Below are 21,891 nucleotides of genomic sequence, written 5' to 3' on the forward strand. Positions count from 1 at the left end.
TGCCGGGAATAGCTTTGGGCATCCCGCGTTGGACTTGAGCGTACGACACTCAAGTTTGAATCCAGGAGGTTCACGTGCCCGAAGACTTCACCCAGGGCGGCGCAGCAGCAGACGGCGGATCGTCGTCGTTCGACGACTTCCTCGCCCGATACCTCGAGGGCGAGCGGGCGCGTTCGGCGCGGACCATCGACCTCAGCCGCTTCCTCACCGCACGGACGCAGGAGATCCTGCAGCGTGCCGGCCGGTTCGCGCTCGAGCGCGGCCAGAACGAGCTGGACGCGCTGCACATCCTGCGCGTCATCGTGAGCGAGGAGCCCGCGAAGGACGCCGTCGCGCGCCTCGGCGTCGACCCGAAGGTCATCGCCAAGGCCGCCGAGCAGCGCCTGCCGCAGGCGTCCTCGCCGAGCGTCAAGGACCCGGCCATCACGCCGTCGGCCCAGCGCGCGCTGTTCCACGCCTACCAGGTGGCCCGCGCCGCCGGATCGACGTACGTCGACCCCGAGCACCTCTTCTTCGCGCTCGTCATCAACCAGGACTCGCCCGCCGGTGAGGTCCTCGCCCGAGCCGGCGTCACGGCGGAGGCGTTGACCCAGGGCATGCGCCAGGCCGTCGGCGACCCCGGCGTCGCCACCGACGACCGGAGCGACGCCGAGGCGGACGACGCCGACTCCGACACCCCCATGCTCGACCGCTTCGGCACGGACCTCACGGCGCTGGCCGCCAGCGGCTCGCTCGACCCCGTGATCGGCCGCGCCGACGAGATCGAGCAGACCATCGAGATCCTCTCCCGCCGCACGAAGAACAACCCCGTGCTCGTCGGCGAGGCCGGCGTCGGCAAGACCGCGGTCGTCGAGGGGCTCGCCCAGGCGATCGTCGACGGCGGCGTCCCGGAGCAGCTGCGCGGGAAGCGCGTCATCTCACTCGACCTGCCGGCCATGGTCGCCGGAACCCGGTACCGCGGTGACTTCGAGGAGCGCCTCACCGGCCTGCTCGACGAGATCGCAGCGAACCGCTCCGAGCTCATCGTCTTCATCGACGAGGTCCACACCGTCGTCGGCGCCGGAGGTACCGGCGAGGGCGGCATGGACGCCGGCAACATGCTCAAGCCGCGTCTCGCGCGCGGTGAGCTGCACCTCATCGGTGCGACCACGCTCCGTGAATACCGCGGGATCGAGAAGGACCCGGCACTCGAACGCCGCTTCCAGCCCGTGCGCGTCGGCGAGCCGTCGATCGAGGACGCCGTCCTCATCCTCGACGGTCTCCGTCCGGCCTACGAGGAGCACCACGACGTCCGCTTCACCGACGCCGCCCTCCGCGCCGCCGTCGAGTTGTCGGCGCGGTACCTGCCCGACCGTGTCCTGCCCGACAAGGCCATCGACCTCGTCGACCAGGCCGGAGCCCGGCTGCGATTGCGGCTCGGGAAAGCGGTCGACGTGAGCGCCCTCGTCGAGGAGCTCGCGACACTCGAGGCGTCGAAGAACGCGGCCGTGTCGGCCGAGCACTACGAGGAGGCCTCGCGCATCCGCGACGAGATCACCGCCGTGCAGGCGAAGCTCGACGCCGCCTCCAACGGACCCGGTGCCCGCACCGACCGTGACGCGGTCGTCGACGAGGCCCAGATCGCCGGCGTCGTGTCCCGTGCGACCGGGATCCCGGTCAGTCGGCTCACGGAGGGCGAGCGGGAACGTCTCGCCGGCCTCGAGGACGAGCTGCACGCTCGTGTCGTCGGCCAGCACGACGCCGTGACCGCGGTGTCGAAGGCTGTCCGTCGCAACCGCACGGGCATGGGGGATGCGAACCGACCCGTCGGCAGCTTCCTGTTCCTCGGCCCCACCGGCGTGGGTAAGACGGAGCTCGCGAAGGCGCTCGCAGGATCCCTCTTCGCGGACGAGCACTCGGTGATCCGCTTCGACATGAGCGAGTTCGGCGAACGCCACACGGTGTCGCGACTCGTCGGTGCCCCTCCCGGGTACGTCGGGTTCGACGAGGCGGGCCAGCTCACCGAGCGCGTGCGCCGGAACCCCTACTCGATCGTGCTGTTCGACGAGATCGAGAAGGCGCACCCGGACGTCTTCAACCTGCTCCTGCAGGTGCTCGACGACGGTCGCCTGACCGACGGTCAGGGGCGGACGATCGACTTCCGCAACACGGTCGTCGTCATGACCTCGAACCTCGGTTCCGAGTTCCTCGCATCCCGTTCCGGTGCGATGGGCTTCGTCGCCGGCGGCGCGGACGACCTGACGGGCTTCGGTTCCGAGGAGGCGCTGCGGGCCCGGGTCATGGGCAAGCTGCGCGAGGCGATGCGTCCGGAGTTCCTCAACCGCATCGATGAGATCGTCCTCTTCCGCAAGCTCGACCAGCAGCAGCTGCAGGAGATCGTCGGACTGATGCTCGGCCGCACGACCGAACGGTTGGCCGCGCGCGGTGCGTCACTCGAGACGACGCCCGAGGCGCTCACGCTCCTCGCGGAGCTGGGCTACGAGCCGGAGTACGGCGCGCGCCCCCTGCGTCGCCTGATCCAGCGTGAGGTCGACGACCGCATCGCCGAGCTCGTCGTGGGCGGCGGGGTCGGCGACGGCTCGACCGTGCACGTCGACGCGGTCGGCGGGAAGATCGTCGTCACCGAGCATGCTGCGGTGCTGGTGGACGCCGCGTAGGCAATACCCCTTCGACAGGCTCAGGGACCGGCATTCGTTCCGGACCCTGAGCCTGTCGTCACTCGCGGACCGTTCCCCGTCCTGGTCCCCGAGCTTGTCGAAGGGCACCTGGGTCGCGGTCACCCTGGCCATCCGCTGGGAGTTGAGCCAGGCGGACTCAACTTTCTTGACGCCGAAACCGGGCCTCGGTAGCATTGAGTCATCGGGGCTCAAGTCTCGACGTCACACCAGCATCACCCCATCAACCAGCTCGGTGCCGAGCTCGTCGAGTCGGCCGGACGCCATCCGCATGCCGCCCGAGTCGACGAGTTCCGAACCGGCAGTCAACACAAGGAGAACCAACACATGGCACGTGCAGTAGGCATCGACCTCGGTACCACCAACTCGGTGGTCGCCGTCCTCGAAGGTGGAGAACCCACCGTCATCGCCAACGCCGAGGGCTTCCGCACCACCCCCTCCGTCGTCGCATTCACCAAGGACGGCGAGGTGCTCGTCGGCGAGACCGCGAAGCGCCAGGCCGTCACCAACGTCGACCGCACCATCGCGAGCGTCAAGCGCCACATGGGCACCGACTGGAAGTTCGACGTCGACGGCAAGAAGTACACGCCGCAGGAGCTGTCCGCCCGCATCCTCGCGAAGCTGAAGCGCGACGCCGAGCAGTACCTGGGCGACACCGTGACCGACGCGGTCATCACCGTCCCCGCCTACTTCAACGACGCCGAGCGTCAGGCCACGAAGGAGGCCGGTGAGGTCGCGGGCCTCAACGTGCTCCGCATCATCAACGAGCCGACCGCCGCAGCCCTCGCCTACGGCCTCGACCGCGGCAAGGAGGACGAGCTCATCCTCGTCTTCGACCTCGGTGGCGGTACCTTCGACGTCTCGCTGCTCGAAGTGGGCAAGGACGACGACTTCTCCACCATCCAGGTCCGCTCGACCTCGGGTGACAACCGCCTCGGTGGAGACGACTGGGACCAGCGCGTCGTCGACTACCTGATCAAGCGCTTCAAGGACTCGACCGGTGTCGACGTCTCGGGCGACAAGATCGCGAAGCAGCGCCTCAAGGAAGCCGCCGAGCAGGCGAAGAAGGAGCTCAGCTCCTCGATGTCGACCTCGATCCAGCTCCCGTACCTCTCCCTCACGGAGAACGGCCCGGCGAACCTCGATGAGACCCTCAGTCGCGCGAAGTTCGAGGAGCTCACGCAGGACCTGCTCGAGCGCACCCGCAAGCCGTTCAACGACGTCATCGCCGAGGCCGGCGTGAAGGTCTCCGACATCGCGCACGTCGTGCTCGTCGGTGGATCGACCCGTATGCCCGCCGTCGCCGAGCTCGTCAAGAAGCTCACCGGTGGTCAGGAGCCCAACAAGGGCGTCAACCCTGACGAGGTCGTCGCCGTCGGCGCCGCCCTCCAGGCCGGCGTGCTGAAGGGTGAGCGCAAGGACGTGCTGCTCATCGACGTCACCCCCCTGTCGCTCGGTATCGAGACCAAGGGTGGCATCATGACGAAGCTCATCGAGCGCAACACCGCGATCCCCACGAAGCGGAGCGAGACCTTCACCACGGCCGACGACAACCAGCCGTCCGTCGCGATCCAGGTCTTCCAGGGCGAGCGCGAGTTCACCCGCGACAACAAGAACCTCGGCACCTTCGAGCTGACCGGCATCGCGCCGGCTCCGCGCGGTGTGCCGCAGGTCGAGGTCACCTTCGACATCGACGCCAACGGCATCGTGCACGTGTCCGCCAAGGACAAGGGCACCGGCAAGGAGCAGTCGATGACCATCACCGGTGGCTCGTCCCTCGGCAAGGAGGACATCGAGCGCATGGTCCGCGAGGCCGAGGAGCACGCTGCGGACGACAAGGCCCGCCGTGAGCAGGCCGAGGTCCGCAACAGCGCCGAGCAGCTCGCCTACTCGATCGACAAGCTCATCAAGGAGAACGACGACAAGCTGCCCGAGGACGTCAAGACCGACGTCCAGGCCGACGTCGACGCTCTGAAGAGCGCGCTCGCCGGTGAGGACGAGGACGCGGTGAAGACCGCGTTCGACAAGCTCAACGAGAGCCAGGTCAAGCTCGGCGAGGCGATCTACGCCCAGGCGCAGGCCTCCGAGTCCGCCGCAGGAACCGAGGCCCCGGCCGAGGAGGCGACCTCCGATGAGGACGTCGTCGACGCCGAGGTCGTCGAGGACGAAGACGACAAGGACAAGAAGTAACCATGACTGACGAGAACCAGAACCAGAACCAGGACGATCCCATCATCCGCGACAAGCGGCGGATCGACCCGGAGACCGGCGAGGTTCGTCAGCCTGGCACCGAGGGGGCTGACGCCGACGCGTCGGCCCCCTCGGGCGCACCTGCCGAATCCGCCGACGCCGACGCACCGGCCGCAGACGACGAGCTGACCGTCGAGGACATCCTCAACGCGGCTCCCGAGGAGCCCTTGCAGGGCGGCGACCTCTCCCCGGCCGAGCAGCTCGCTGCGGAACGCCTCGGCGACCTGCAGCGCGTCACGGCCGAGTACGCGAACTACCGGAAGCGCACCGAGGCCGGCCGCGAGGTGGAGCGCGAGCGCACCACCGGCGAGGTCGCCAAGGTCCTGCTGCCGGTGCTCGACGACCTCGACCGCGCTGACAAGCACGGCGACCTCGAGGGCGACGCCCCCTTCACGCAGATCGCGGCCAAGCTCCGCGGCGCTGCCGAGAAGCTCGGGCTGAAGCCGTTCGGAGCGGTCGGCGAGACCTTCGACCCCAACGTGCACGAGGCCATCTTCCAGCAGCCCACGCCGGGCGCCGAGGGCGAGACCGTCCTCGACGTCGTGGAGACCGGGTACCACCTGGGCTCCACCCTGCTGCGCGCCGCGAAGGTGGTCGTCGCGGTCCCGGCGAGCTAGCCATGGCGAGTCAGGACTGGTTCGACAAGGACTTCTACAAGGTCCTCGGCGTCAAGAAGGACGTGACGCCGGCGGAACTGAAGAAGGTCTACCGGAAGCTCGCCCGGCAGTACCACCCGGACTCCAACCCGGGTGATGCGAAGGCCGAGGCGAAGTTCAAGGAGATCAGCGAGGCCCACTCGGTCCTCGGCGACCCCGAGCAGCGCAAGGAGTACGACGCCGTTCGCGCCATGGGCGGTGGAGCACGCTTCACCGCTCCGGGTGCCGGCGGCGGCCAGGGCGGCTTCGAGGACGTCTTCGGGACGATGTTCGGTGGGGGCGGTGGTGGTGGCGGTCGCCAGAGCTACAGCTACCAGCAGGCTCCTCCCGGATACGAGGACATCCTCGGCGGCATGTTCGGCCAGGGTGGCTTCGGCCAGACCTCCGGTGGCTTCCGCGGCTACGGCGGACCCACGCCGGGCCGCGACATCACCGCGCACACGACGATCGACTTCATCACGGCCACGCAGGGCGACACCATCTCCCTGCAGACCTCCGAGGGACGCACCATCAAGGTGAAGATCCCGGCGGGTGTGTCGGATGGACAGAAGATCCGCCTGCGCGGCAAGGGGCAGCCGAGTCCGGACGGCGGCGAACCCGGCGATATCGTGGTCACCGTGAGTGTCCGCAAGCATCCCGTGTTCGAACGCGACGGCCTGAACCTTCGCGTCACCGTGCCGGTCACCTTCGTGGAGGCCGCGCTCGGCGCGACGATCGAGGTTCCGACGCTCGGCGGCGACCCCGTCAAGCTGCGCGTCGCCCCCGGTACGCCGAGCGGCCGCGTCCTCCGCGTCAAGGGCCGTGGTGTCGCGACGACGAAGGGCACCGGCGACCTTTTGGCCGTCGTGCAGATCGTCGTCCCGGCGCATCTCGGCGGCGAGGCCAAGGAAGCACTCGAACGGTTCCACGAGCTGGAGCCGAAGGACAACCCCCGCGACGAGCTCATCGCCAGGGCTCGGGGCTAGTAGCCAGCAGCACACGGAAGGGCAGGGAGCATGGACGAGCATTCGCCGGTCTTCGCGATCGCGATGGCTGCCGAGCTCGCCGGCATGCACCCGCAGACGCTTCGGCAGTACGACCGGCTCGGGCTCGTGTCGCCGACGCGGACCGCCGGGAAGTCGCGCAGGTACTCGATGCGCGACATCGCCCAACTCCGTGAGGTGTCCAGGCTCAGTGCCGAGGGCGTCAGCCTCGAGGGCATCTCCCGCATCCTGACCCTGGAGAACGAGGTCAGCTCGCTCCAGGGTCGGGTGCGGGAGCTCGAGCACGCGCTCGCCAACGCCCTGCTGCGAACCCCGGGCAACCGGGTGTTCGCCGCCGGCATGGAGGGGAGCGTCGTCCCGATGCGGAGCGGCACCCGCACCCGCCGCCGGACCGAGGTCGTCGTCTGGCGGCCGTCGCTCTCCGAGTAGCCGACGACAGCGCACCCGTGGTCGTCATCCCCCGTGGATGACGACCACGGGTGCGCTGTCGTATGTCTGCGCGCCGCGTAGGGTTGGGGCATGAGCGCGCAGCCCGTGGTGACGAAGCCGGACCCGGCGCAGACCGCACCCGCGACGGCCCGGAGGCGGCGCGGCGCCCGCCTGACCGGACTGACCGCCTACCCGCTCATGTACTTCGGCGTCATCGCGGGCGTGCTTCCACTACTGACGCTCGTCATGATCGGCGCCCCCATCCTCGTCGGCGTCCTGCTCGGTGCGGGCGAGGCCGAATGGGTCGACGGCTTCTCTCGGGTGTTCGGGTTCATCCTGCTCTTCCTGACACCGCCGTTCGGCGCCTGGGTGTGGGGGTACGTCGCGCTCGGGGTCCTCGCCTTCCTCGGTGGCATCGCGCTCAGCCTGCGGATCCTGCGGCGTCACGGCGTGCGTCGCGCAGGAGCCGTCACGCACTGGGGCATGTGGGCCACCGTCCCGCTGCAGCTCATCTTCGCGGTCATCAGCCTCGTGATCGTGTTCGGTGCGATCGCGTCCGTCCGAGCCGAAGACGCCAGCGGCCTCGAGACCGTCCGCGCCTTCGGCCAGGGCGTCGCCATCGCCACGGTCGTCAACCTCCTCGTCTCCGCCGGGCTCGGCGTCCTCGTCTTCCCGGCAGTCCTCCGAGCAGTGAAGGCGGAGAAGCCGGCTCGGCGCGCGCGCCGTCGGTGACGCCGTTCCTCGTATCGCGTGGCCGGTTACGCTGAGGGGATGCCCGAGTTCCCCTTCGACGCGCTGCGCCGGTTCCCCGATCACGAGGCACCCAACCTCTTCGCCGTCGACGCGACCGACCGGCTCCTGCTCGACGAAGCGGCCGAGGCCCTGGCCGGGCGGGTGCCGACGCCCGGCGAGATCGTCGTGGTCGGCGACGCCTACGGGGCGCTGACCCTCGGCGCCATCGCGCTTCTGGGGGCGACCGACGTCCGGGTCCACCAGGACGCCGCCGTCGGGGAACGCGCCCTCGCGGCCAACGCCGAACGGCTCGGCGTCGACGGCGGCTTCCGCAACCTGCCGCTCGGCGAGGAGCTGTTCACGGGCGCATCACTCGTCCTCCTCCAACTCCCGAAGCACCTCGAAGCCCTGCATGAGATCGCCGCCGCCGTGGCCCGCTGGGGCGCCGTCGACGTCCGTCTCCTGGCCGGTGGCCGGGTGAAGCACCTCACGCCCGCGATGAACGAGGTCCTCGGTCGGAGCTTCGCGACCGTCACCGCGAGCCTCGCCCGGCAGAAGTCCCGCGTGCTCCGTGCGAGCGATCCGGTGACCGCCGCCGTCGAGGGAGCGCGTGACGAGGCCGACACCACGGCCTCGACCGCGCTGCGCACCGAGCACCATGCCGACATCGGCCTGACCATCGCCGCCGCCGGCGCAGCGTTCGCCGGCACGAAGCTCGACATCGGCACCCGCTTCCTGCTGGAGGCGCTGCCGGAGATCGCGCCCGACGCCCGGACGGCCATCGACCTCGGCTGCGGCACCGGCGTCCTCGCGGTGTCGCTCGCCATCGCCCGGCCCGAGCTCGCGGTCATCGCGACCGACCAGTCCGCTGCGGCCGTCGCCTCGACCACCGCGACCATCGCCGCCAACGACGACGCCGACCGCCGGCTGGCCGAGCGCATCACGGTGCTCCGCGACGACGGCCTGTCGATGCAGCCGGACGCGTCAGCCGACCTCATCGTCCTGAACCCGCCGTTCCACAGCGGGACCACCGTCCACACTGGCGTCGCCCACGATCTGTTCGCCGAGGCCGCGCGCGTCCTGCAGCCGGGCGGGACGCTCGCCGTCGTGTGGAACTCGCACCTCGGCTACCGGGCTGCCCTCGAGCGGCTCGTCGGTCCGACGACGCAGTTCGCGCGCAACCAGAAGTTCACGGTGACGGTCTCGCGCCCCCGGGCCGCCGGCGAACCGCGTCCGTAACTCCTGCTGCTTGGACCGTCCTGTGGGCACTGGCCGCTCGGACACCGGCGTCCTCGACAGTCCGGGCGGGCGTTGCAGGAGTTGTGACCGTCAGGCGGCGTTCCAGAGGCGCTCGATGCGCTCGCGGAGCGCGGTCTCCTCCGGGGACTCGTCGGCGTACTCGGAAGCGTCGATGGTGATGGTGTCCGTGGCGTCGAACCACCAGGTCCCCCGCTCACCCTCGACCTCGATGCTGGTCCACGTTCCCGGAGCGACGCTCGCCTTGACCAGGCCGATCGCCGCCCCGAGCGTCGCGTCGTCGCCCGCGTGGAATTCGACCTGCAGGCGACCGACACTGGTCTCGGCGGACGCCAGCGAGCCCATGGCGGTCAACCGCTCGACCAGGCCGAACAGCGCGGTCGCGTCCCCGCGAGCGCCACGCACGGAGAACGTTCCAGGGGAACCGCTCACGACGGGGCCGTCGATGCCGAGCGACTCGACGATTGACGCCTCGGGCAGGGCGTCGAGGACGTCGAGGGCGGTGCGCCCGGCACCCGGGCCTGCGACGGTGAGCCTGACGCTGTCACTCGACGCCGCGATCCCGGTCACGCCGGGCACCGCACCGAGCGCCTGGACGACCGGCAGCATGTCCGCCGACTGGGCACCGTCATCCCAGGTGACGATGCCGCCCTGGATCTCCACTGCGACGTCCGCCGGTACCGCACCCGTCGCCACCGCGGTCGCGGCGGCCACGTCGTCGACGCTCGAGACGCGGAGGTCGATCGTGGCCGGGGTCAGCGTGGCGCCGATGACCTCGAACTGTCCGGCGACGGCCAGGTAGGCGGCACGGGTCGTACCGGGGTCGCCGCTGACCGTCGCGTCGTCGTCGACGCCTGAGGAGATGGAGAACCGCGCGTCCCCGTCCCAGTTGGGGAAGCCGGGGGCCGCATCGTCGGCGTCGTCCTCGTCGGGTCCGGCCGGGTCGACACCGTCGTCGCTGCGGCCGCTGACGACCGCGGCGGCGTAGGCGGGCGTCGCGTCGGCGGTCGCCCTGGCCAGGTCGTAGGCGTCGAGGAAGTCCTCTCCGGGACGCGCCACGAGGGAGAGCGAGGACGCACGCGCACCGTCGGTTCCAGCGGAGGCGAGCTGCAGCTCACCGCCCGGCACGCCCTCGTCCTCGAGTGACGCGAGCAGCTCCAGCTGGGTCGCGTTGTCGGCTCGTCGGTCGAGGACGGACAGGGTGAACCCACGGACGGTGAGGTCGACGCCCTCCCACGTCGCTCCGCCGCTCCGTTTCGCCTGCTCGTTCAGGAACCCGCCGATGCGGTCCACGATCGCGCTCAGCCGATCGTCGGTGACGTCGTCGTCCATGAGCACCGACGCCGATGCCGTGCCGCTCCACGGCAGGGTGTTGCTCCCGGTCGTGTCGACATCGGCCACCTCCGGGACGCCGTCCAGGAGGTGCTCGAAGTCCCGCCCGGCGGCGGAAGCCGCGTTCACGTCGCCACAGCCCGAGAGGCCGAGGACGGCTGCCATGGCGAGCAACGCCGTGGCGGCGGTCCGGAGCGTGCGGTTCTGCGGCATGGATCCACCCTAGGAGCTGCCCGTCGCAGCCCGCGTCGGGGCGGTCCCGACGTCTCAGGTCCGCTGCGGCGTGTGCCCGTATGCTGGCCCGATGTCCGAGCCGCCCACCCCCGCAGACGGAGCGGGTCGCGACGCACGTCGGGTGGACCAGCACGAACTGACCGCGGTCGAGCGCTGGATCGACGACCGGGCCAACCGGCTCCTGCGCGACGCCCCCGACGGCGGTGCGCGGGCGAAGGCCGTCGAGTTCCTCGTCTTCGGGGCGAAACAGGCGTGGGCGTGCATCTTCGGCGCAGCGATGCTCGCGGTCATCGTCGCCGCCCGCCTCTGGTACCCGGACGATGTCTGGCTCGCCCGGAACGACGCGCTCGTCGTCGCTGCCATCGCCATCCAGGTGGTCATGATCGTCACCAGGCTCGAGACGGGCCGCGAGCTCTGGGTGATCGTCCTGTTCCACGTCGTCGGGACGGGCATGGAGCTGTTCAAGACCGGGGTGGGGTCGTGGGAGTACGACGGCGGCGGGGTCCTGCACCTCGGCTCCGTGCCCTTGTACACCGGCTTCATGTACGCGGCCGTCGGGTCGTACATGGTGCGCGTGTACCGGCTCTTCGACCTCCGGTTCGACCGCTATCCACGGGTGTGGCTCACGACGATCATCGCAGCCGGCATCTACGTGAACTTCTTCAGCCAGCACTTCATCGTGGATCTGCGATGGGTGCTGCTCGCAGCCGTCCTCGTCGTGTTCGCCCGGACGATGATGCACTTCCGCGTGTTCCGTCGGACGCACCGCATGCCCGTGCTGGTGGCGTTCCTGCTCGTGGCCTGCTTCATCTGGATCGCCGAGAACATCGGGACGATCACGGGCGCTTGGCTGTACCCGAATCAGGAGGACGGCTGGCAGCTGGTCCCGCTCACCAAGCTGGTGTCGTGGTTCCTCCTCATGATGATCTCGGTGGTGATGGTCACCTGGGTGTACCCGCCCAAGCGGCCCGATCGACTCCCGACCTGAGTCGCCTACTGTCAACAGTTGCTGAAGGCGGTGCGCTCACCGGGTAGGGTTCGGGAGTGAGCGACCCGATCCCGGTGATCGCTCGTCCCCTTCCGGAGAGCAGCCATGGCCCAGCGTCAGCCCCAGGACCCACGCTTCCGTGATCGTGGCGGCGCTCGGCCAGCCTCCACGCAGCCGGGCCAGGCTCGGCCCGCCCCGGCTCGACCTGCCGCCGCCCCACGGCCCGCATCCCCGGCCGTCGGCATCTCCGTCCCGGTCGCGGCAGCCGCACCGCTGCCGCGGACCAATCACCTCTTCGCCGGTGCGCAGTTCGCGTTCATCGCCTCGATCCTGATGCTCGGGCTGTACATCGGCCTGACCTCGACGTGGACCCTGCTGGAGCCCGACTTCCTCATCGGGCTCTCCCTGACCGCTGCGGCCACGTCCCTGCTCTTCGCCGTGCCGCCGTCAGGCAAGCTCCGTGGCCTGCTCGTGCTCGTTCCGACCATCGACATCCTCGCCGTCGGGTTCTTCCGCGACACCCTGCCGAACCTGCCGACGTCGGGTCTCCTCATCGTGATCCCGGTGCTCTGGCTCGCGGGTGGGTTCGGGGTCTCGGCACTGCCCGTGCCGGTGTTCGGAGCGATCTTCGTCTCCCTGGTGCCGGTCGCGCGCGCCGGAGCGTGGCCGACGACGCCTGGCGGGTGGGGTGCGATCTGCATCCTGCCGGCCCTGGTCCTCATCATGACCGTCACCGTGCACCTGGCCGCGCGCCAGCTCCGCGCCCACGAGGGACGTGCGCGCATCGCGCTCGCCGCGGCGACGGAAGCGGCGGCCGTCGCGACGACGGTCTCGGAATCCGTCGACGCCGCCGTCGCCTTCTTCCGGCCCGACGGCACGGTGGCGCTCCGGAATGAGGCCACGTACGAGCAGGCCCGACTGGCGGGGTTCGACCCCACGACCCGCGCCGGCGTCCACGTCTACGGACCGGACCGGAAGACCCGGCTGCGGCCCGACGAGCAGGTCATCAACCGGGCGCTGCGCGGAGAGAGCTTCCGCGGCGATCTGTACTGGGTGGGGGAGCCGGGCGACCAGCGCGCCATCATCGGGAACGCGCGACAGGTGCACACCGACGACGGCACGTTCGTCGGCACCATCACCGTCGGTCACGACGTGACCGACCTCGCGAACGCGGTGGCGCTGCGGGAAGCGTTCCTCATCGACGTGTCCCACGAACTCCGCACCCCGTTGACGTCGATCATCGGCTACCTCGACCTCCTCACCGAGGGACATGACCTGCGGCAGCTCGGGCTCGAGCGCGAGGTCTCGACGATCCAGCGCAACGCGGAGCAGTTGTACGCGATCATCGGCGACCTGCTCGCGGCGGGCGACGCCGAGATGCGGGTGCGGATCGCCCTCACCGACGTCGCCGACATCGCCCGGCAGAGCGTGGGAGCGATCCTGCCGCAGGCGTCGGAGGCCGGTGTCGTCGTCCGAGCCGAGGTCCCGCCGCACGTTGAACTGGAGGGCGACGGTGGCCGGCTCCGCCAGGTCCTCGACAACCTGCTGTCGAACGCGGTGAAGTACACCCCCCGAGGTGGGCGGGTCGTCGTGACCGTCGCAGTGGACGGTGAGACCTGCACCGTGAACGTCGCGGACACCGGCATCGGCATCTCACCGGACGCCCAGCGGCAGCTCTTCGACCGCTTCTTCCGGGCCAGGGAGGTCCGCGACGACGCGCGGCCCGGCGTCGGCCTCGGGCTGTCGATCGTGAAGTCCATCACCGAGGCGCACCATGGCTGGATCACCGTGTCCAGCCGCCCGGGCCGCGGCTCCACCTTCACCGTGACCCTGCCGCTCCGCCAGCCGCGGGCCGGCGCACCGTCCGCTTCCTGAGTCGGACCCCGGCAGGGAGGCGCTGCGGCACGCATCGTGGGAGGCTTGGAGGATGGCGCAGATCCTCGACCAGCCGATCGTCGACGAGGCGACCCTCACCATGCAGCCGTGGGTCACCATCGTGTGGAACGACCCGGTGAACCTCATGTCCTACGTCTCGCTCGTGTTCCGCAGCTACTTCGGCTACACCCACGAGGAGGCGGAGCGACTCATGCTCGCCGTGCACCACGAGGGCCGTGCGGTCGTCGCGACCGGCAACCGCGAGGAGATGGAGCGCCACGTCGAGGCCATGCACGGGTACGGGCTCTGGGCCTCGCTCGCGAAGGCCGACGCATGAGCGCCTTCGTCCGTCCGCCCGTCGGACCCGTCGTGCTCCGTCTCGACGAGCAGGAGACCTCGATCCTCGAACAGTTGGCGAGCCAGCTCGTCGACATGCTCGAGGACGCGACGCGCGCCGGGCTGGCGACCGCCGTGGAGCTCGACCCCGCCATGGCGCGACTGGTGCCGGAGGGGTACCGCGACGACCCCGAGGCCGCCGCGGAGTTCCGACGCTTCACCGCCGACGACCTCGTCGGCGGCAAGGTGACTGCGGCGCGGACCGTCCTGGCGGCGCTCACCGCCGACGCGTCCGACGCGGCTCAGCCGACGGACGTCCCAGCCGGGCACGAGGACGGTGCAGCCGTGACCCTCGAGGGCGAGACGGCCTGGACCTGGCTGCGGTTCCTCAACGACACCCGGCTCACCATCGCGGCTCGACTCGGCATCGAGGAGGACGACGCGGAGCCGTTCGACCCGTCTCCGACGAGCTCGGACGACGAGCAGGATCCCCAGCTCATGATGGCGATCTACGCCTGGCTCGGGTACCTGCAGGAGTCGATCGTCGCCGTCCTCGACGAAGCCTGAGTCGCGGCGCCGGACACCTGCGACCCGGGTGCCACGGGTAGCCTTGGTGACCATGCACATCCTCGTCTTCAGCGACCAGCACCCCGAGTCGTCCGGCGGGGCCCAAGTCTCGATCCGGCTGCAGCGGCGCTTCCTGGAGGCCGCGGGACACACCGTCACGGTGTGCTCGCCGCGGATGCACCAGGAGCACGACGACGACCCGCACTATCTCGACACCCCTTCGATCCCCATCACGCTCGACCGCGAGTACTCGATGACCGTGCCAGGCCGCCTCACCGACCGCTGGCTCGACGCACGCCTGGCCGAGCTACCCCCGGTCGACGTCGTCCACGTGCAGGCCGACTTCTGGCAGGCGCTCACGGCCTACCGCTACGCCGAACGGCACGGGATCCCGGCCCTCCACACGATGCACAACCGCATGGACGTCGGCATCGAGCAGACCATGCCGGCGCCGGGCCTCGTCGTCGGAGCCCTGTCGTGGTGGCAGCGCCGGGTCCTCCGGCCGCGGCTCTCGACCTTGCCGACCGGCGTCTGGTCCTACCTGCAGGAGTTCGCCAAGCGTGCGGCCGTCGTCATCGCGCCGTCGCACCACTTCGCGCGCGTCCTCCGTGAGCAGGGCGTGACCGCCCACGCCGAGGTCCTGTCGACGGGCGTCGACGACGCGGTGCTCGACGAGATCCTCGACGAACGCGCGACCACGCTCCACGTGCCGCACCGGCTGCCGTCGTTCGTGTGGATCGGCCGCTTCAGCCAGGAGAAGCGGCTCATGGAGTTCCTAGAGGCGGTCCGGCTCGCGGACGTCGACGCGGTGTTCCGCCTGTACGGGGCCGGACTCCTGCTCGCGAAGGCCCAGGCGTTCGTCGCACAACACGACCTCGCCGACCACGTCGTCTTCGCCGGTCGTGTCTCGTACCCCGACTCGCTGCGCGCGATCGCCGACGCCGACGCCCTCGTGCAGACGTCGATCGGGTTCGAGACGCAGGGCATGACCGTGTTCGAGGCGGCCGCACTCGGCACACCGTCGATCATCAGCGACCCGAACATTGCGGCGGAGCTCCCGGCCGACTCGATGTGGCAGCCGACGGACGGTGGGGTCGAGGCGCTCGCCGAAGCGATCCGCCGCGCCGTCGCCGACATCGAGGCGGGAACCGCACCGGTCGTCGCACCGGGCCTCGCCCGCACCCTGCGCCAGTCGACGCAGACCACCCGCCTCATCAGCCTGTACGAGGCAGCCCTGGCGCCGGAGGCCGCGCGCTAGCATCGGCTCATGCGCAGGACATCGAAGCAGCACCCCGGACCGGATGGCGGCGAACGCGTCCTGATCCTGTCGGCCGGGGTCGGGTCCGGACACAACAGCGCCGCCGCCGCCGTGGCACAGGCGTGTGCCGGGCGTCCCGACGTCACCGAGGTCGAGGTGCTGGACGTCCTGCAGGCGAGCACCTCCCTGTACCGCGACGTCCTCGGCAAGGGGTACTTCGTGCTCGTCGAGGAGACGCCCTGGCTCGTGGAGTGGGGTTACGACCTCAGCGACGCACCGTTCCGTCGTCGCGGCCCGCTCGACCCCTGGACGCGGGCGAACGCGATGCCGGTGGTCAGCGCGATCAAACGCTTCAGACCCACGGCGATCATCTGCACCCACTTCCTCCCGGCCCAGTTGCTGGCCTCCCTCATCCTCCGCGGCGCCGTCGACGCCAGGACCGCGATCGTCACCACGGACTACGACTTCCAGGGGCTGTGGTTGACGAGCGCCTTCCATGCGCTCTTCCTCGCCCGGGAGGAGGGGCGGGTCCAGCTGACGGCCCTCGGTCTCCCGCCCGACCGCGTCGTGGCTTCGGGGATCCCCATCGCCGCCCAGCCGAGCACCCCGGCCGAGCGCGACCCGGCAGCACCGCCCATGTTGCTCATCTCGGCCGGTGCGTCCGGCGGTGACTACGCGCTCGCGGTCGTCCGACAGACGCTACACCTGCGGTCGCCGTTCACCGCGACGATCGTGTGCGGGCGGAACGAGGCACTGCGGCGGAGCGTCGAGGACCTCATCGCGCCCGGCGACGACCGCTACACCGTGCTCGGCTTCACCGACGAGATGCCGCGGCTCCTGCGCCGAGCCGACCTGTTCATCGGCAAGCCCGGAGGACTGTCGGCGTCGGAGTGCATGGCCGCCGGTCTGCCGATGGTCCTCGTGAACCCCATCCCCGGGCAGGAGGTCCGCAACGGCGACTACCTCATGGAGCAGGGTGCCGCCGTCCGGTGCAACACCGCGACGACGATCGGGTGGAAGATCGACGGGATCCTCGGCGAGCCGGGTCGTCTGGCGCGGATGCAGGCCGCGGCCCGACGGGTCGGTCGCCCCGACGCGGCCCGCGACGTCGTCGACCGGCTGCTCGACGGTCCGGCACGACCGTTCGTCGTGACCCGGGCGGCGCAGAAGACGATCTTCGACGCGAGCGCCCGGCGGGTGGTCGCGAGCGAGCTCGAGGGCGAGTCGGCCCTCGTGCGTCTCGTCGACCCGGCGGCGTCCAGCACGGTGGCGCTGCTCCGGGCCGGTGAGCTGGACGACCTGCAGCAGCGCTACACCGGGCCGGACGGCACCCTCCTGCTGCGACGCGACGACGCGGTGCTCTCCGTCCGGCGTGACTCGCAGCGCCTCCTCCGCGCCGTCCTCGGACGGGATGAGGAGCTCGCCGTGCGGGTCGAGGGTCTCGCCGACCTCGAGTCGGCCGGCCCGAGCTGATCGGGTCGGGTCAGCCGGCTGTGTCCGGCAGTCGGGCGGGGTCGTCGTGGAGGTCGCTGTCACCGTTCCGCAGCGGGGTCGCGTCCGCCCAGGTCGACGGGCTGTGCTGGGCGGCCTGCAGTGCCCAGTCGCCGGTGCGGGGTGACCAGTGGCGGGTGACCGGGTCGCGTTCGAGCGTCGGTGTCGGATCGAGGACGACCCGGACGACGCGTTCCTCGCCCGCCTGCAGGGTCACCTTCCGGAACCCGAGGAGCTGGGCGACCGGTCGCTCGAGTGCGGTGTCGGCGGCGTAGAGCTGGACGACGGTCGACCCCTCGCGGTGACCGGTGTTCGTCACAAAGACCTCGGCGGTCCCACCGGTGTCGTCGAACCGGTGCCCGAGCAGGCGGTGGTCGATCGTCGTGTACCCGAGGCCGAAGCCGAACGGGAAAGCCGGCGTGTGACCCTCCTCGTCCAACCGCCGCTGTCCCCAGCGGTCGTCGTACACGACGGCCTTCGCCTCGCGGTCGAAGGGCGGCAGGTGTGCGGGATCGGTCGGGATCACGAACGGCAGTCGCCCGCCGGGCTCGACCACACCGGTCAGGACGTCGGCGAGCGCTCGACCGCCCTCCATCCCGCCGTACCAGGCGAGGACGAGCGCCGGGACGCGGTCGCGCCAGGCCTCGGTCAGGATCGCGCTCCCGCCGATGAGCACGACGACCGTTCGCGGGTTGGCTGCGGCGACGGCCAGGATGAGGCGTTCATCCGACGGCCGGAGCCGGAGCGAGGTGCGATCGCCGCCACGAACGAACCGCGACGCCAGGTGTGCAACGCCCGTGATCGCGCTGCGGAGTCGACCCGAGTCCAGGGCCGCCCCGAGGACGCCGACGTCGACGCCGCCGGTGACGACCGACTCGCCCTCGTCGTGCTGGTCGAAGCCGACGACGACGACGGCCGTGTCGGCTGCCGCCGCCGCAGCGACCGCGGCCCGCACGTTCCCGGCCGGGGTGGTCGTGATCTGCGCGTCGGGGAGTGCCTCACGGAGCCCTTGCAGCGGCGAGACGGTGGTCGGCGGACGGACGCGCGACGAGCCGTGGTCGCCGAGGTTCGCCCGGTCCGCGAGACGGCCGACCACCGCGATCCGACGGGTCGTCGCCGACAGGGGGAGGAGTGGTACGCCGTCGTCGACCGGGCGGTTGGCGAGGAGCACGATCGACTCCTCGGCGACGTGTCGGGCGAGCGCGCGGTGGGCCGAGCCGGCGACGACGTCCGCCGAGGGTTGCGGTTCGGTGCGGGTCGCGGCGTGCAGGAGGGTCGTCCGCAGGATGCGCCGGGCCGAGCGCAGAACGGTGGCGTGGTGGAGGGTGCCTGCCCGCAGGGCGGCGGGCAACTCGTGTGCCCGTCGCAGGCGGAGCGGCATCTCCACGTCCATCCCGGCTTCCAGGCTGCCGACCGCGTCATGGGTCCCGAAGACCCAGTCGCTCGTCACGAAGCCCGTGAAGCCCCACTCCTCCCGCAGCACCTCGGTGAGCAGCGGACGGTTGACGTCCATGTACTCGCCCCGCACCCGGTTGTACGCGCTCATGACCGAGTCCGCGCCGGCGTCGATCACGGCCTTGAAGTGCGGCAGGTAGACCTCGTGCAGTGCGTGGTCGTCCACCGAGACGTCGACCTCGAACCGCTCGTCCTCCATGGAGTTGAGCGCGAAGTGCTTCACGCACGCCATCGTGTGGACGCGGACGCCGCGGGTCATGGCCGACCCCATCCGGCCCGTCAGCACCGGATCCTCGCCGTAGCACTCCTGTGCGCGGCCCCACGCGGGATGGCGGAGCAGGTTGACGCAGACGGACGCCGAATAGTTCGCCCCGCGGATCCGAGTCTCCGCACCGATCGCCTCACCCACCTGCTCCTCGAGCACCGGGTCCCAGGTGGCCGCCCGCGCCATCGTCACGGGGAACGCGGTGGACTCGCCGATGACGACACCGCGGGCGCCGTCACTGAACCGGACCCCCGGGATCCCGAGCCGGGGGACGGCTCCGGCCACGAACGGACGCCGGTGGAGCAGCACGGGGATCAGCGGGAGGAGTCGGCGCGGGGAGTCGCCGTCGAGCAGGCCGAGGAGCTCCGCGTCGGTCAGCCGCTCGATCAGTCGTTCGGCGCCTGCGTCGGCGTCGAGGCGTCCGGCGCGGATCTCCCGCACGACCTCGTCGTAGGCGTCGCCCTCGGGTGGTCCGCCTGCGCGGCGCTGCTTCGGCGGACGCGCGTTGCGGCGCCCGGTGACGATTCCCATGCTCTGCATTCTGCACCCTCGACCGGCGTGCTGAGCCCCGACGCCCGACCGCGCGATCCGCCGCACGGTGGAGGACACCTCGGCGGACGCCTGCGAGGATGGGACGATGTCGGGACACGAGGGGGAGTCGGTTGCCGCGATGCAGCCGCTGATCGAGGCGGACGGCGTCGGAGCGGTGATCGACGGGGAGACCCTGCTGGCGCCGACGGACATCCGGGTCGAGCCTGGGATGGCGCTCGCCGTCCGGGGCCGGAACGGATCGGGCAAGACGACCCTGCTGCGGATCCTCAGCGGACGGCTGCGTCCGTCGAGCGGGACGGCGACGATCGGCGGCCGGACCATCGACGACCGCGACCGCACGGTGCGTCGCTCCGTCTCGGCCCTCATCGGCACCCCGGCCTACGCGCCGGACCTGACGCTGCGCGAACACCTGCGCTACATCTCGACGACCTGGGGTGTGACCGGCCAGGCGGCGGACGACGCCGCCGACGAGCTGCTCGCGGCCCTGCGCATCGACACGCTCGCGCGCCGCTTCGCCACCGAGCTGTCCTCGGGTCAGTCGCAGCTGTTCGCCCTGGCGACGGCGCTCGTCCGGCCCTTCGACGTCCTCGTGCTCGACGAACCGGAGCAGCGCCTCGACGCCGAGCGGCGCGGCCTCGTCGCCGACCGCATCCTGCTCGCGAAGGAGCGCGGGGCGGCCATCGTCGTCGCGAGCCACGACGCCGGGCTCGTCGAACGGGTCGCGGACGAGGCGATCACGGTCGAAGCCCCGTGAGCACCGATTCCGGGCACATCTCGCGCGACGACCGTCGGATCCTCCGCGCCGGCCGGGCGGTGCTCGCCGCGCGCGACGGGCGTCCGCGGGTCGCCGACGTCGCGTTCGTCGTCTATGCCGCGCTGCTCGTCGCACTCATCGTGGGCGCACCGCTCGTGCGGTTCGCAGTCCTCGGACTGATCGAGCCGGATGCCGCGGGCGTCGTGGCGGCCGTCCGGCCCGGGATGGTCGCGCTGCTCTCGGCGATCGCGACGATCGTCGTCGTGCTCGGTGGTCGGACGAGGGGACCGGTCGTGCCGAGGCCCGCGGCGGTGCAGTTCCTCGCCGATTCGCCACTGCCGCGTCGGCTCACGCTGCGGCGTCCCTTCGTCGTATCCACGCTCGCACTCGCGGGGCTCTCGGTCCTCGTGGCCGGGGTGGTCGGCTTGTCGCGACTCCTGGTGCCGGGGGAGCGGGCGACCGTCTCGGTGGGAGTGGCTGCCGACACGGCCTCGGTGATCGGCATGACCGGACCGACCGTGCCCGCCGCCGTGGTGGCCTTCGTGATCGGTGCCGTGGGCTTCTCCCTGCTCCTCGCGGTGGCGTGGCTGCTCGGTCAGCACGGTTCGCGACGGACGGTCGCCGCCGTCGTCATCGTCGCCGGTGTGGGCGGAGTGCTCGGTCTCCTCGTCCCCGGCATGCTGCTCGTTTCGCCGTGGGGCTGGCTGGGGCTCCTCTGGTCGCCCGTGGCTGGCGGCATCGAGGCCATGGTGCTCGGCAGCGCGCTCGCGACAGGGGACTGGGCGGGGCTCTTCACCTGGGGTGGCGGCGGTGGCTGGTTCGCGTCGGTGGGGGTGCCGGTGTCGTGGTGGCCGGCAGTCGCGCTCGTCGTGCTCGGGGCGGTCTCCCTCCAGCTCGTTCCGAGGGCGCTGGACGGGCTGCGGAGCGGACCCCTCCTCGACCAGGCGCTGCGCTGGCAGCGGGTCGGGATGATGCTGCAGAGCGGCGATGCCTCGGGTGCCGTCGGCGGGCTGCGAGCCTCCCCGACGAGCGGTCGCCGTGTCCCGCTGCGGATGACCGGGCCGTTCTGGCTCGTCGTCCTCCGGCGGTCGATCGTCGGAGCTCGGCGGACACCCGGGCGGGTCGCCCTCGGTTCGCTGATCCTGGCGGCGTCAGGTGCGGCGGTCGGTCTCTCCTTCGGGCTCCCGGACGGCGTGCGATGGATGCTCGCCGTTCCCGCGGCGTTCCTCGCCTACCTCGCGGTGGGTGTCTGGTGCGACGCGGTGCGACACGGGGTCGAGAGCGCCGGGACGCCGACGCTCTACGGTCGGAGCCCGCGCTCGCTCGTGCTCGCCGGAGCCGTCGCCCCGCTGCTGGCCGCGGTCGTGATCGGTGGGATCGGTGCCCTGCTCGGGGTGCTCGCCTCCGCGGCTCCCGGTGGGATGGCGCTCCTCCAGCCGCTCGGGTGGTGGCTGCTGCTCGCGGTGTGGATCGTCGTGCTCCGGACGTTCGACGCCGCGAAGGGACCGCTGCCGATCCTGCTGCTCATGCCCGTCCCGACGCCGTTCGGCGATGCCTCCTCGCTGAACGTCCTGCTCTGGCAGTCGGACGCCATCCTGCTGGCGCTCCTCGTCGGTGGTGGGTTGACCGCGCTGGCGCCGGTGGCGCCGGGTGCGGCCGTCGTGGTGCTGGTGGGGGTGCTCGTGATCGTCGCGGCGTTGGGGTTCGCGCGGTTGCGGAAGCTGTCCCGGCCGGCCTGAGCGTCGGGGCGCTCAGCGTGAGAGCCGGAGAACAGCGCGAGAGCCGGACGGAAGACGCGATTC

At 71.1% G+C, this 21,891-nt stretch carries 17 protein-coding genes; 15 read left to right on the forward strand and 2 right to left on the reverse strand.

All coding sequences use genetic code 11. The features are described 5' to 3' along the window. Positions 1-74 precede the first annotated feature (74 nt). The 7 genes from IFU30_RS04470 (at position 75) to IFU30_RS04500 (ending at position 8,964) form a co-directional block, all read left to right on the forward strand. Complete coding sequence (locus IFU30_RS04470) at positions 75-2,657, forward strand: AAA family ATPase (RefSeq protein WP_192004447.1); 2,583 nt, start codon at positions 75-77, stop codon at positions 2,655-2,657. Between the two features lie 345 nt (positions 2,658-3,002). After that, positions 3,003-4,865, forward strand: a complete 1,863-nt coding sequence (gene dnaK, locus IFU30_RS04475) for a molecular chaperone DnaK (RefSeq protein WP_064297153.1) — start codon at positions 3,003-3,005, stop codon at positions 4,863-4,865. A gap of 2 nt (positions 4,866-4,867) precedes the next feature. Next, positions 4,868-5,542 (forward strand): nucleotide exchange factor GrpE, encoded by a 675-nt coding sequence (locus IFU30_RS04480; RefSeq protein ID WP_192004448.1) that lies wholly within the window; start codon positions 4,868-4,870, stop codon positions 5,540-5,542. 2 nt (positions 5,543-5,544) lie between these two features. Beyond that, positions 5,545-6,546, forward strand: a complete 1,002-nt coding sequence (locus tag IFU30_RS04485) for a DnaJ C-terminal domain-containing protein (protein WP_079704948.1) — start codon at positions 5,545-5,547, stop codon at positions 6,544-6,546. A gap of 30 nt (positions 6,547-6,576) precedes the next feature. Continuing rightward, positions 6,577-6,993: a heat shock protein transcriptional repressor HspR gene (locus IFU30_RS04490; RefSeq protein ID WP_064297156.1), complete on the forward strand. Its 417-nt coding sequence runs from the start codon at positions 6,577-6,579 to the stop codon at positions 6,991-6,993. Between the two features lie 90 nt (positions 6,994-7,083). Beyond that, positions 7,084-7,725 (forward strand): hypothetical protein, encoded by a 642-nt coding sequence (locus IFU30_RS04495; RefSeq protein ID WP_192004449.1) that lies wholly within the window; start codon positions 7,084-7,086, stop codon positions 7,723-7,725. 39 nt (positions 7,726-7,764) lie between these two features. After that, positions 7,765-8,964, forward strand: a complete 1,200-nt coding sequence (locus tag IFU30_RS04500) for a class I SAM-dependent methyltransferase (protein WP_192004450.1) — start codon at positions 7,765-7,767, stop codon at positions 8,962-8,964. 90 nt (positions 8,965-9,054) lie between these two features. On the opposite strand, the gene IFU30_RS04505 is transcribed toward IFU30_RS04500, so the two are convergent. Further along, positions 9,055-10,527 carry a hypothetical protein gene (locus IFU30_RS04505; RefSeq protein WP_192004451.1) on the reverse strand — a complete coding sequence of 491 codons (1,473 nt, stop codon included), beginning with the start codon at positions 10,525-10,527 and terminating at the stop codon, positions 9,055-9,057. 91 nt (positions 10,528-10,618) lie between these two features. Here IFU30_RS04505 and IFU30_RS04510 point away from each other — a divergent pair, with 91 nt between their 5' ends. The 6 genes from IFU30_RS04510 (at position 10,619) to IFU30_RS04535 (ending at position 17,045) form a co-directional block, all read left to right on the forward strand. Then, entirely contained in the window at positions 10,619-11,536 is a 918-nt protein-coding gene (locus IFU30_RS04510; RefSeq protein ID WP_192004452.1) for a DUF817 domain-containing protein, read from the forward strand. A gap of 105 nt (positions 11,537-11,641) precedes the next feature. Next, positions 11,642-13,411 carry a PAS domain-containing sensor histidine kinase gene (locus tag IFU30_RS04515; RefSeq protein WP_192004453.1) on the forward strand — a complete coding sequence of 590 codons (1,770 nt, stop codon included), beginning with the start codon at positions 11,642-11,644 and terminating at the stop codon, positions 13,409-13,411. 52 nt (positions 13,412-13,463) lie between these two features. Next, positions 13,464-13,748, forward strand: coding sequence for an ATP-dependent Clp protease adapter ClpS (gene clpS, locus IFU30_RS04520; protein ID WP_056009029.1), 285 nt, complete (start codon positions 13,464-13,466; stop codon positions 13,746-13,748). Next, a complete protein-coding gene (locus tag IFU30_RS04525; RefSeq protein WP_192004454.1) occupies positions 13,745-14,314 on the forward strand; it encodes a DUF2017 family protein in 570 nt (189 codons plus the stop codon). Before clpS ends, IFU30_RS04525 begins: the two co-directional genes overlap by 4 nt. 52 nt (positions 14,315-14,366) lie before the next feature. Next, positions 14,367-15,572 carry a glycosyltransferase gene (locus IFU30_RS04530; protein ID WP_137242401.1) on the forward strand — a complete coding sequence of 402 codons (1,206 nt, stop codon included), beginning with the start codon at positions 14,367-14,369 and terminating at the stop codon, positions 15,570-15,572. 9 nt (positions 15,573-15,581) lie between these two features. Then, positions 15,582-17,045 carry an MGDG synthase family glycosyltransferase gene (locus tag IFU30_RS04535; protein ID WP_192004455.1) on the forward strand — a complete coding sequence of 488 codons (1,464 nt, stop codon included), beginning with the start codon at positions 15,582-15,584 and terminating at the stop codon, positions 17,043-17,045. Positions 17,046-17,055: 10 nt separating this feature from the next. On the opposite strand, the gene IFU30_RS04540 is transcribed toward IFU30_RS04535, so the two are convergent. Beyond that, entirely contained in the window at positions 17,056-19,314 is a 2,259-nt protein-coding gene (locus tag IFU30_RS04540; protein WP_192004456.1) for a beta-glucosidase family protein, read from the reverse strand. A gap of 106 nt (positions 19,315-19,420) precedes the next feature. Here IFU30_RS04540 and IFU30_RS04545 point away from each other — a divergent pair, with 106 nt between their 5' ends. Continuing rightward, on the forward strand, positions 19,421-20,089 hold the full coding sequence (locus IFU30_RS04545; protein WP_192004457.1) for an ABC transporter ATP-binding protein: 669 nt from the start codon (positions 19,421-19,423) through the stop codon (positions 20,087-20,089). Then, positions 20,086-21,828, forward strand: coding sequence for a hypothetical protein (locus IFU30_RS04550; protein ID WP_192004458.1), 1,743 nt, complete (start codon positions 20,086-20,088; stop codon positions 21,826-21,828). Before IFU30_RS04545 ends, IFU30_RS04550 begins: the two co-directional genes overlap by 4 nt. Positions 21,829-21,891 lie beyond the last annotated feature (63 nt).

The organism is Plantibacter sp. CFBP 8798, assembly GCF_014841195.1.
Classification (GTDB): domain Bacteria; phylum Actinomycetota; class Actinomycetes; order Actinomycetales; family Microbacteriaceae; genus Plantibacter; species Plantibacter auratus.